The sequence below is a fragment of the Pseudomonas sp. NPDC088885 genome, assembly GCF_044750025.1.
In the GTDB taxonomy this organism is placed as follows: Bacteria; Pseudomonadota; Gammaproteobacteria; order Pseudomonadales; family Pseudomonadaceae; genus Aquipseudomonas; species Aquipseudomonas rustica.
Genome location: NZ_JBIVJB010000125.1, coordinates 1 through 10215 on the forward strand (window position 1 = coordinate 1; position 10215 = coordinate 10215).

Annotated in this window: 7 protein-coding genes; 4 read left to right on the forward strand and 3 right to left on the reverse strand. The window is 56.3% G+C overall.

Going from position 1 to position 10215, the window contains the following annotated elements:
• Positions 1–28 precede the first annotated feature (28 nt).
• Both yidC and mnmE read left to right on the forward strand, forming a co-directional pair.
• A complete protein-coding gene (yidC, locus tag ACIP1X_RS26035; RefSeq protein ID WP_400755713.1) occupies positions 29–1690 on the forward strand; it encodes a membrane protein insertase YidC in 1662 nt (553 codons plus the stop codon).
• Between the two features lie 79 nt (positions 1691–1769).
• Positions 1770–3140: a tRNA uridine-5-carboxymethylaminomethyl(34) synthesis GTPase MnmE gene (gene mnmE, locus ACIP1X_RS26040; protein WP_400755708.1), complete on the forward strand. Its 1371-nt coding sequence runs from the start codon at positions 1770–1772 to the stop codon at positions 3138–3140.
• Positions 3141–3184: 44 nt separating this feature from the next.
• Here mnmE and ACIP1X_RS26045 read toward each other — a convergent pair whose 3' ends face one another.
• The 3 genes from ACIP1X_RS26045 to ACIP1X_RS26055 all read right to left on the reverse strand — a co-directional run bounded on the left by ACIP1X_RS26045 (position 3185) and on the right by ACIP1X_RS26055 (position 7193).
• Positions 3185–5620, reverse strand: a complete 2436-nt coding sequence (locus ACIP1X_RS26045) for a TonB-dependent siderophore receptor (RefSeq protein WP_400755709.1) — start codon at positions 5618–5620, stop codon at positions 3185–3187.
• A gap of 119 nt (positions 5621–5739) precedes the next feature.
• Positions 5740–6687, reverse strand: a complete 948-nt coding sequence (locus ACIP1X_RS26050) for a FecR domain-containing protein (protein WP_400755710.1) — start codon at positions 6685–6687, stop codon at positions 5740–5742.
• Entirely contained in the window at positions 6687–7193 is a 507-nt protein-coding gene (locus ACIP1X_RS26055) for a sigma-70 family RNA polymerase sigma factor (protein WP_053125292.1), read from the reverse strand. The genes ACIP1X_RS26050 and ACIP1X_RS26055 overlap by 1 nt, the downstream gene beginning before the upstream one ends.
• Positions 7194–7763: 570 nt before the next feature.
• Between ACIP1X_RS26055 and mnmG the strand changes: the two genes are divergently transcribed.
• Both mnmG and rsmG read left to right on the forward strand, forming a co-directional pair.
• Entirely contained in the window at positions 7764–9662 is a 1899-nt protein-coding gene (mnmG, locus tag ACIP1X_RS26060; protein WP_400755711.1) for a tRNA uridine-5-carboxymethylaminomethyl(34) synthesis enzyme MnmG, read from the forward strand.
• A partial coding sequence (gene rsmG / locus ACIP1X_RS26065; protein WP_400755712.1) for a 16S rRNA (guanine(527)-N(7))-methyltransferase RsmG occupies positions 9659–10215 on the forward strand: 557 nt, incomplete at its 3' end. The genes mnmG and rsmG, both read left to right, overlap by 4 nt.

A 10215-nucleotide genomic window follows, 5' to 3' on the forward strand; every position in this document is an offset into this window, starting at 1 on the left:
CCGAGTAATCATGGATATCTAACGCACGATCCTGATCGTCGCCCTGGCAATCGTGGCCTACGTTATGGTTCTTAAATGGAACCAGGACTATGGTCAGGCTGCTTTGCCGACTCAGAATGTTGCTTCCAGTACGACTACATCCGGTTTGCCGGACACCGCCACTGGCAATAATGCTGCCGCCAGTGACGATATTCCACGCGCCGCTAGCGATACCAGCGCACCTGCCGAAACACCGGTAGCCGCCAGCAAGGATCTGATCCAGATCAAAACCGACGTGCTCGATCTCGCGATCGATCCACAAGGTGGTGATGTTGCTCAACTGACCTTGCCTCTGTATCCACGTCGTCAGGATCGTCCTGATGTTCCGTTCCAGCTGTTCGATAACGGCGGCGAACGTGTTTATCTGGCCCAAAGCGGTCTGATCGGCACCAACGGCCCGGACGCAAACCCGGCCGGTCGTCCGGTCTACTCCTCGGAGAAGAAGACTTATCAACTGGCTGACGGTCAGGACCAATTGGTCGTAGACCTGAAGTTCAGCAAGGACGGCGTCAATTACATCAAGCGTTTCACCCTGAAACGCGGCCTGTACGACGTAGCCGTTTCCTACATTGTGGATAACCAGAGCGCTCAGCCCTGGAACGGCGCAATGTTTGCTCAGTTGAAGCGTGATAACAGCGCTGACCCTTCGTCCACTACTGCTACTGGCACCGCGACTTACCTGGGCGCCGCCCTGTGGACAAGTTCGGAGCCGTACAAGAAAGTGTCCATGAAGGACATGGACAAGGCGCAGCTGAAAGAAACCGTCACCGGTGGTTGGGTAGCCTGGCTGCAACACTACTTCGTGACCGCGTGGATTCCGGCGAAGGGCGAAAACAACGTCGTTCAGACCCGTAAAGACAGCAAAGGCAACTACATCATCGGTTACACCGGTCCAACACTGACCGCTGCACCAGGTGCCAAAGTTGAAACCAGCGCTGTGCTGTACGCCGGTCCGAAAAGCCAGGCTGTGCTGAAGCAGTTGTCCCCAGGTCTGGAACTGACCGTCGACTACGGCATTCTGTGGTTCATTGCTCAACCGATCTTCTGGTTGCTGCAACACATCCACGCGATCGTTGGTAACTGGGGCTGGTCGATCATCTTCCTGACCATGCTGATCAAGGGTCTTTTCTTCCCTCTGTCGGCTGCCAGCTACAAATCGATGGCGCGTATGCGTGCCGTTGCACCGAAACTGGCTGCACTGAAAGAACAACATGGCGATGACCGGCAGAAAATGTCGCAAGCCATGATGGAGCTGTACAAGAAAGAGAAGATCAATCCGCTGGGTGGTTGCTTGCCAATCCTCGTGCAGATGCCGGTTTTCCTTTCGCTGTACTGGGTTCTGCTGGAAAGCGTGGAAATGCGCCAGGCGCCGTTCATGCTGTGGATCACTGACCTGTCGATCAAGGATCCGTTCTTCATTCTGCCGATCATCATGGGCGCAACCATGTTTATCCAGCAGCAGTTGAACCCGACTCCTCCGGATCCGATGCAGGCGAAGGTCATGAAAATGATGCCAATCATCTTCACCTTCTTCTTCCTGTGGTTCCCGGCGGGTCTGGTGCTGTACTGGGTTGTGAACAACTGCCTGTCCATCACCCAACAGTGGTACATCACACGTAAGATCGAACGGGCTACCAAAGCAGCCGCTTGATTTACACTGTGGATAACCACTCAAAACGCCCCCTAGTGGGGCGTTTTGCTATCTGTCATTTTTGTCTGGATTCCGGTTAATGAGCGTACCTCGTGAAACCATCGCCGCCGTCGCCACTGCTCAAGGCCGTGGGGGGGTGGGCATCGTCCGTATTTCCGGGCCGTTGGCCAGTGTTGCGGCGAAAGCCATCAGCGGTCGCGAACTGAAACCGCGTTACGCCCATTACGGCCCCTTTTTAACGGACGACAAACAGGTGCTGGACGAAGGTCTGGCGCTGTATTTCCCGGGGCCTAATTCGTTCACCGGCGAAGACGTTCTGGAATTGCAGGGCCACGGTGGCCCGATCGTCCTGGATATGTTGCTCAAACGCTGCCTGGAACTGGGCTGCCGTCTGGCGCGTCCGGGTGAATTCAGCGAACGCGCCTTCCTCAATGACAAACTCGACCTGGCCCAGGCCGAGGCGATTGCCGATTTGATCGAAGCCAGTTCTGCACAGGCTGCGCGCAACGCGCTGCGTTCTCTGCAGGGGGCGTTTTCCCAGCGTGTGCATAACTTGACCGAACAGTTAATCGGTCTGCGCATCTACGTCGAAGCCGCCATCGACTTCCCGGAAGAAGAAATCGACTTCCTCGCCGATGGCCATGTGCTAAGCATGCTCGACAAAGTGCGTGATGAATTATCCACAGTGCTGCGCGAAGCCGGGCAGGGTGCCTTGCTGCGCGATGGCATGACCGTAGTAATCGCCGGCCGTCCGAACGCCGGCAAGTCCAGCCTGTTGAATGCGTTGGCCGGTCGCGAAGCGGCAATCGTGACAGAGATCGCCGGCACCACTCGCGACATCCTCCGTGAACATATCCACATCGACGGCATGCCGTTGCACGTTGTCGATACCGCTGGCCTGCGTGATACCGATGATCATGTGGAAAAGATCGGCGTCGAGCGCGCATTGAAAGCCATTGGCGAAGCTGATCGGGTGTTGCTGGTAGTCGACGCCACTGCGCCGGAAGCGCTGGATCCGTTTGCCCTCTGGCCAGAATTCCTCGAAACCCGGCCGGATCCGGCGAAAGTCACCTTGATCCGCAATAAAGCCGACCTCACCGGCGAAGCCATTGTTCTGGAAACCAGTGAAGACGGGCACGTGACCATCAGTCTCAGCGCCAAATCCGCCGGTGAAGGTCTGGATCTGTTGCGCGATCATCTCAAAGCCTGCATGGGTTACGAGCAGACGTCGGAAAGCAGTTTCAGTGCACGTCGCCGGCATCTGGAGGCCTTGCGCCACGCCAGTGCTGCGCTGGAACACGGCCGCGCCCAGCTGACCTTGGCTGGCGCCGGAGAGTTACTGGCGGAGGATTTGCGCCAGGCCCAGCACTCTCTCGGCGAAATCACCGGGGCTTTCAGCTCTGATGATCTGTTGGGACGAATCTTTTCCAGTTTCTGTATCGGCAAATGACAAAAAGGGGCTGTGGACAATTTATCCACAGACCCTTTTTCGTTTTACCAGTTGTAGGAAACTGTACCGAGCAGAGTGCGATCCTCACCCCAATAGCAACGACCCGCGTCGTTGCAACCCGACACATATTCCTTGTCGAACAGGTTCTTCGCATTCAGGTCGACGCTCCAGTGCGTATCGATCTGATAACCGATGGCCGCATCCACCAAAGTGACGTCGCCGGCATCCAGCTTTCCGTAGAGAGAAGGCGAGGTGTACGCGAAGGCACTGTCGAAGTAACGCACACCACCGCCCACATACAAACCTTTCAAGTCGCCATCGAGGAAACGGTATTTCGCCCAGACCGAAGCCTGATTACGTGGCACGCCGGTCATTTGATGGCCTTTGACCAATGACGTCGCGGCATCCTTGGTGATTCGCGCGTCGGTGTAGGTATAAGCCGCAGTGACGTTGAGGTTCTGGGTCAGGTTGCTGTTGAGTTCCAGTTCCACACCCTTGGAACGGCTTTCACCCACTTGGCGATAGCTCGATGTAGAGGCGTCGAAGTAGGTGTCGTCTTTTTTACGCAGGTCATACACCGATGCAGTGAAAGCAGTGTCCCAGCCGATCGGTTCGTACTTCAGGCCCACTTCGTATTGGCTGCTGGTAATCGGATCGAGTGGCGCGCCGGCATTGGAAATCTGCTGAACCGGCACGAACGAGGTCGAGTAGCTGACATACGGCGTCATGCCATTGTCGAACTGGTACATCACGCCACCCTGATAGGTGAACTTCTTGTCCTCGGAGCTGATGTCGCTCGACTGAGCGACCTTGTCGCGAAAATCACTGTCGACCCAATCCTGACGGCCACCGAGCAGGAACAGCCAGTGGTCGTACTTGCTCTGGATCTGTGCATAAACCCCTTTCATCTGCTGTTCCAGCAAGGTGTTTTGCACCGCAATCGGTGTGGTCGGGTCGCGCAGGTACACCGGGTTATACACATCGATCGGCCCGACAATGCCAGCGTTCCAGTCCTGATTAAAGGAGGTGCGGTCGTAGCTGGCGCCGAACAACACGGTGTTCTCCAGACCGCCGACCTGGAATTTGCCTTCCAGCTGGTTATCCAGCGAATACACCATCGATTTGTTGAAGCGATCGTAGGCCGTCATGTTCAGGCGTGTGCCAAACCCGGCGTTGTTGAGGTTGCCCGGCCAGGTTTCGTGGCGGGTAATGCGCGACTGCATGTAGCGCGAGTTCTGGCGGAACTGCCAGTCGTCGTTGAACGAGTGGCTGAACTCGTAACCGGTGCTCCAGGTTTCCCGTTCGAAGGTGTTCCAGTCCGGGTCGCCGAGCATGGTGCCTTTGGATAACTTGCCGTTGGGGTTGGTCAGCAAAGTCCCGGCGGCCGGTAGGCCAAGTTCCATGTTGGTGTGATCCTTCTGATAGTTGGCCAGTAGGGTCAGTGTGTTGTAATCGTCGAAATTCAGAGTCAGCGATGGCGCGATGTAGATACGGTCGTCCGGAACGTGATCGGTCTGGGTGTCGGACTTGCGGCCAAGCATCACCACGCGTCCGAGTACGTTGCCGCTGTCATTGAGCGGGCCGGAGACATCGACGCCGATCTGCCGGCGATTGTTCGAGCCATAACCCAATTGCACTTCGCCTTGCGGTGCGGCGGTTGGGCGTTTGCTCACCAGATTGACCAGGCCGCCCGGTGCGTTCTCCCCATACAGCAGAGAAGACGGGCCGCGGAAAATCTCGACCCGCTCAAGTCCGTAAGGCTCGGTGCTGGTGTCGTACCGATTGCCCTGGACGCGTAGTCCATCGCGCAACAGACCGTAGCCATAATCGGTGGCGTTGAAACCGCGAATATAGAACAGGTCTCCAGCCAGACTGTCGCCGGCGGCGAACGGTGGGGCAAAGATCCCCGGCACGTAGCCGAGTACTTCAGTGAGTGTCTGAGATTTCTGATCTTTCATGCGCTGGGCGGTGACGACTGACACCGAGCGCGGCGTTTCCGACAAAGGCGTACTGGTTTTCGTACCGATTCGACTGTTCTGCGCCTTGTATCCGACGTCCGCCGCGTAATCCAGATTCATCGGGTTGGCCAACTGACCATTGATGTTGGTCGGGGCCAGCTCCAGCGAATCACCGTTTGGCAGCGCCTGCAGAATGTAACTGCCCGGCGCCTGCGGTACGGCTTGCAAACCTGAGCCTTGCAGCAGTTGGGCAAAACCTTGGTCGACGGTGAAGTTGCCGTTCAACCCGGCACTGCGCAAACGGCTGGTCTGTTGCGGCGAGAACGACAGAATTACGTTGGCGGCCGAGGCGAACTGGCTCAGTGCATTGTCCAGAGGGCCCGCTGCAATCGCATAACGCTGAGTGGCCGATGCAGCGACGGCGTTATGGCTAATCACCAGGCAGGACGCGGCGCTGGTCATCAGTAGGCTGTAAGCAATGCAGTGGTAGGAAAAACGCTGACGAAACGTGGGAAGACGCATGGGTGGATAAGCCCTGAAGGTGGCAAAGAGCCGCGTTTATCGCGATTACCTGTAGGGCCGGGTCAGGGCAAAAAAAGATAACCCTGTTGTCGATTTATTTTGCCCAAGCGAAATTTCGTTCAAACGTTGTGGCTGATCGAGACCCAGTAACGAGTGAAATAGCGCACGTTGATCGGCAGCGAGGCCTGTAGATTGGCCAAGACTGCGTCAGTTGAATTGAGGCGGAATGTCCCGGAAACCCGCAGCTCCCGGGCACGCGCGTCGCATTGCAAAACCCCGCTGCGATAACGGCCCAATTCTTCAATCACATCGCCCAAGCGTGCATCGAGAACGATCAATTGGCCGTTGATCCACGCCACTTCGGAGGATTTGAACGGATGAATGAGGCCTATGTGCTGACGATCAAAATCAGCGCCTTCGCCTGCCTGCAAGATTTTAGCGGCCGTTGAAGTATCACCGGGCTGAACACTGACCCGGTTTTCCAGCACTCCAACTCGGGTAGAACTCGATAGCTGGTGAACGGAGAAACGAGTGCCGAGTGCTTGAATCCGGCCATCCCGGGTTTCGACGAAAAAGGGCCGTTGATCACCCAGCTTTCCGGTTTGAATGAGGATCTCGCCAGAGCGCAGGCGAATCAGCCGCTGCGCCGGGTCGAAAGACACATCAATCGCAGTGTCGGTGTTGAGTTGAATCTGGCTGCCATCCGCTAATGTGATATTGCGACGCTGACCAACGCCGGTTTTATAGTCGGCCCAGACATTTCCGAAGGAAGTGTGTTGCTGAACATTCCAACCTACAAACCCCGTCCCCGCTGCGAGCAGCAACAATTTCAGCACTTGGCGACGTTGCTGACCGGTATTTAATGCGCGACGTTTCAGATCCTGTGGCAGCGTGCCGAGGTGGCGCTGCAATTGCTCCATCTGGTTCCACGCCGCCAGATGCGCCGGGTCGCTATCTATCCACAACTGCCAGGCCTTTTGTTCGGCGAGCGTTGGCGGATCCGCCTGAAACTGCACGTACCAACTGGCGGCCGCTTCGAAGATCTGGCGATTGGGGGCGATGGCCATCAACGTTGCGCCATGATCAGGGCACATTCCGTCAGCGCGCGGATCATGTGCTTCTTCACCGTGGTCAGCGAAACCTTCAGCTGCAAAGCGATCTGTTGATAAGTCAGGCCATCGATTTGCGAGAGCATGAAGATTTGTTGGCTTCTGGCGCCGAGCCCGGCCAAGGCTTTATCCACAGCGACCAGAGTTTCGATGATCAGCGCCTTGTCTTCCTCGCTGATGGCGGTGGCTTCCGGTCGAGCCGCGAGGGTCTGCAAATACGCGGCTTCGATGGCCTGCCTTCTATAACGATCAATGACCAGACCGCGTGCAATGGTCGCCAGATAATCCCGTGGCTCACGAATCTGTGCGGCATTGCGCGCCGCCAGAATCCGCACGAACGTGTCATGCGCGACATCGGCGGCATCGCAGGCGTCATGCAATTTTCCCTTGAGCCACCCGTATAGCCACGAATGGTGTTGCTCGTAGATTTGCTCGATCGCAGCAGTGTGGGCGGGTAAGGACATAGGAAAATTGGGCGAGTTAATGATAATGCCTATTATTAGCCTCTGTTACGTCCTCTCACAATAGCCCTCGCACTTCCCTCCATCGGCTTCCTTGTCGCCAGCGAACCCTCGTTGGCGATTTTTTTTGCGCCTCGAAACGCCGTTTTATCGATTTTCTGTGGATTAAGCCCTGTGAATAACTGCCACTAAGGGCAGTTGATAACAGGGCTTCAAAACTGGATATAAACCCCTCTGTGGATAACCACCCCTTTCATCCACAGGCTTAAACTGGTTATCCAAGGCCCTCATTGGCACATGAACACAGGGTTTTGAATCTCTGTACATATTGAATATAAAGGCCTGCAGAGATCTATCCACAGAAATGATGCTCAGTAGAAATAAACATAAAAACAAAGGTTTTATAAATTTCTCTCTTTTTTATTCTTTTAACCTTGAGTTCTCCACAGCTGGTTAAATTTTGTGCAAAGGGTTCTTTAGGAAGGGCGATGTCCCTATACTTGTCGACCAGGTTCAAAAACCTGATCTCAAACTATTCCTGAATTACCTACTTAAGCAGGCACGAGGTGCGTGGTGGATTTCCCTTCCCGGTTTGAAGTGATCGTCATCGGCGGCGGTCAGGCCGGTACCGAGGCAGCACTGGCCTCAGCACGTATGGGGGCAAAAACCCTGTTGCTGACGCATAACGTGGAAACCCTCGGTGCCATGAGTTGCAACCCGGCCATCGGTGGCATTGGCAAAAGCCATCTGGTCAAGGAAATCGACGCCCTCGGCGGCGCGATGGCCATGGCTACGGATAAGGGCGGCATCCAGTTTCGCGTGTTGAACAGCCGCAAAGGCCCAGCCGTACGGGCGACCCGTGCGCAAGCTGACCGGATTCTGTACAAGGCCGCTGTCCGCGAAATTCTGGAAAACCAGCCGAACCTGTGGATATTTCAACAAGCCGCTGACGACCTGATCGTCGAGCAGGAACAAGTCCGTGGTGTTGTCACGCAAATGGGTCTGCGGTTCTTCGCCGATTCCGTGGTGTTGACCACCGGTACGTTTCTCGGTGGACTTATCCACATCGGTTTGCAGAATTTTTCCGGCGGCCGTGCCGGTGATCCGCCGTCGATCGCCCTGGCACACCGTCTGCGTGAAATGCCACTGCGTGTCGGGCGCCTGAAAACCGGCACACCGCCGCGTATTGATGGCAAATCTGTGGATTTCTCGGTGATGACCGAGCAACCCGGTGATACGCCGATCCCGGTGATGTCGTTCATGGGCAACAAAGAACAGCATCCACGCCAGGTCAGCTGCTGGATTACTCACACCAACGCCCGCACCCACGAAATCATCGCCGCGAACCTCGATCGTTCGCCGATGTATTCCGCTGCCGGTGAAATCGAAGGCATCGGCCCGCGCTATTGCCCGTCGATCGAAGACAAGATCCACCGCTTTGCCGACAAGGAAAGCCATCAGGTGTTTATCGAGCCGGAAGGTTTGACCACCCATGAGCTGTATCCGAACGGGATATCCACAAGCTTGCCGTTCGACGTGCAATTGCAGATCGTGCAATCGATTCGCGGCATGGAAATCGCACACATCGTGCGTCCGGGTTATGCGATCGAGTACGACTACTTCGATCCGCGCGATCTGAAGTACAGCCTGGAAACCAAAGTCATCGGCGGTCTGTTCTTCGCCGGGCAAATCAACGGCACCACCGGTTACGAAGAAGCTGGCGCGCAAGGTTTGCTCGCTGGCGCCAACGCCGCACTGCGCGCCAAGGGCAAAGAAGCCTGGTGCCCGCGTCGCGATGAAGCCTACATCGGCGTGTTAGTCGACGACCTGATCACCCTCGGTACCCAAGAGCCGTACCGCATGTTCACTTCCCGTGCCGAGTACCGCCTGATCCTGCGCGAGGACAACGCCGACCTGCGTCTGACCGAAAAAGGTCGCGAACTCGGCTTGGTCGATGACGCGCGTTGGGCGGCCTTCTGCAAGAAACGCGAAAGCATCGAACTCGAAGAGCAGCGCCTGAAAAGCACTTGGGTTCGCCCGAATACGCAGCAGGGCGATGCGATTGCCGAAAAATTCGGTACGCCACTGACTCACGAATACAACTTGCTCAACCTCTTGAGCCGTCCGGAAATCGACTACGCTGGTCTGGTCGAAGTGACCGGCAACGGCGCCGAAGATCCACAGGTTGCCGAGCAGGTTGAAATCAAGACCAAATACGCCGGTTACATCGACCGTCAACAGGACGAAATCGCCCGTCTGCGCGCCAGTGAAGACACGAAATTGCCTGTGGATATCGATTACACCAACATTTCCGGTCTCTCCAAGGAGATCCAGAGCAAGCTCGGCGCGACTCGACCAGAGACGCTTGGCCAGGCTTCGCGGATCCCGGGCGTGACCCCGGCAGCGATTTCGCTGTTGATGATTCATTTGAAAAAACGCGGCGCGGGCCGTCAGTTGGAGCAAAGCGCTTGAGTTCTAAGGTCACTTCGCAACACGCCGAAGAGTTATCCACAGGAGCCCGCGAGCTCGGTGTCAACCTCACTGAAACCCAGCACGAATTGCTGTTGGGTTATCTGGCCCTGTTGATCAAATGGAACCAGGCCTACAACCTGACCGCGGTGCGTGATCCGGACGAAATGGTTTCGCGGCACTTGCTCGATAGTCTGAGCGTGATGTCGTTCATCGAAAACGGTCGTTGGCTCGACGTCGGCAGCGGCGGCGGCATGCCGGGGATCCCGTTGGCGATTCTGTACCCGGACTCGCAAGTGACCTGTTTGGACAGCAACGGCAAGAAAACCCGCTTCCTGACTCAGGTCAAACTCGAACTCAAACTGGATAACCTGCAAGTTATCCACAGTCGTGTCGAAGCTTTCCAGCCTGCGCAACCGTTCAACGGGATCATTTCCCGGGCGTTCAGCAGCATGGAGAACTTCACCAACTGGACTCGCCATTTGGGCGACGCCGATACACGCTGGCTGGCAATGAAGGGCGTTCATCCGGCTGATGAGCTGGTAGCATTGCCGGC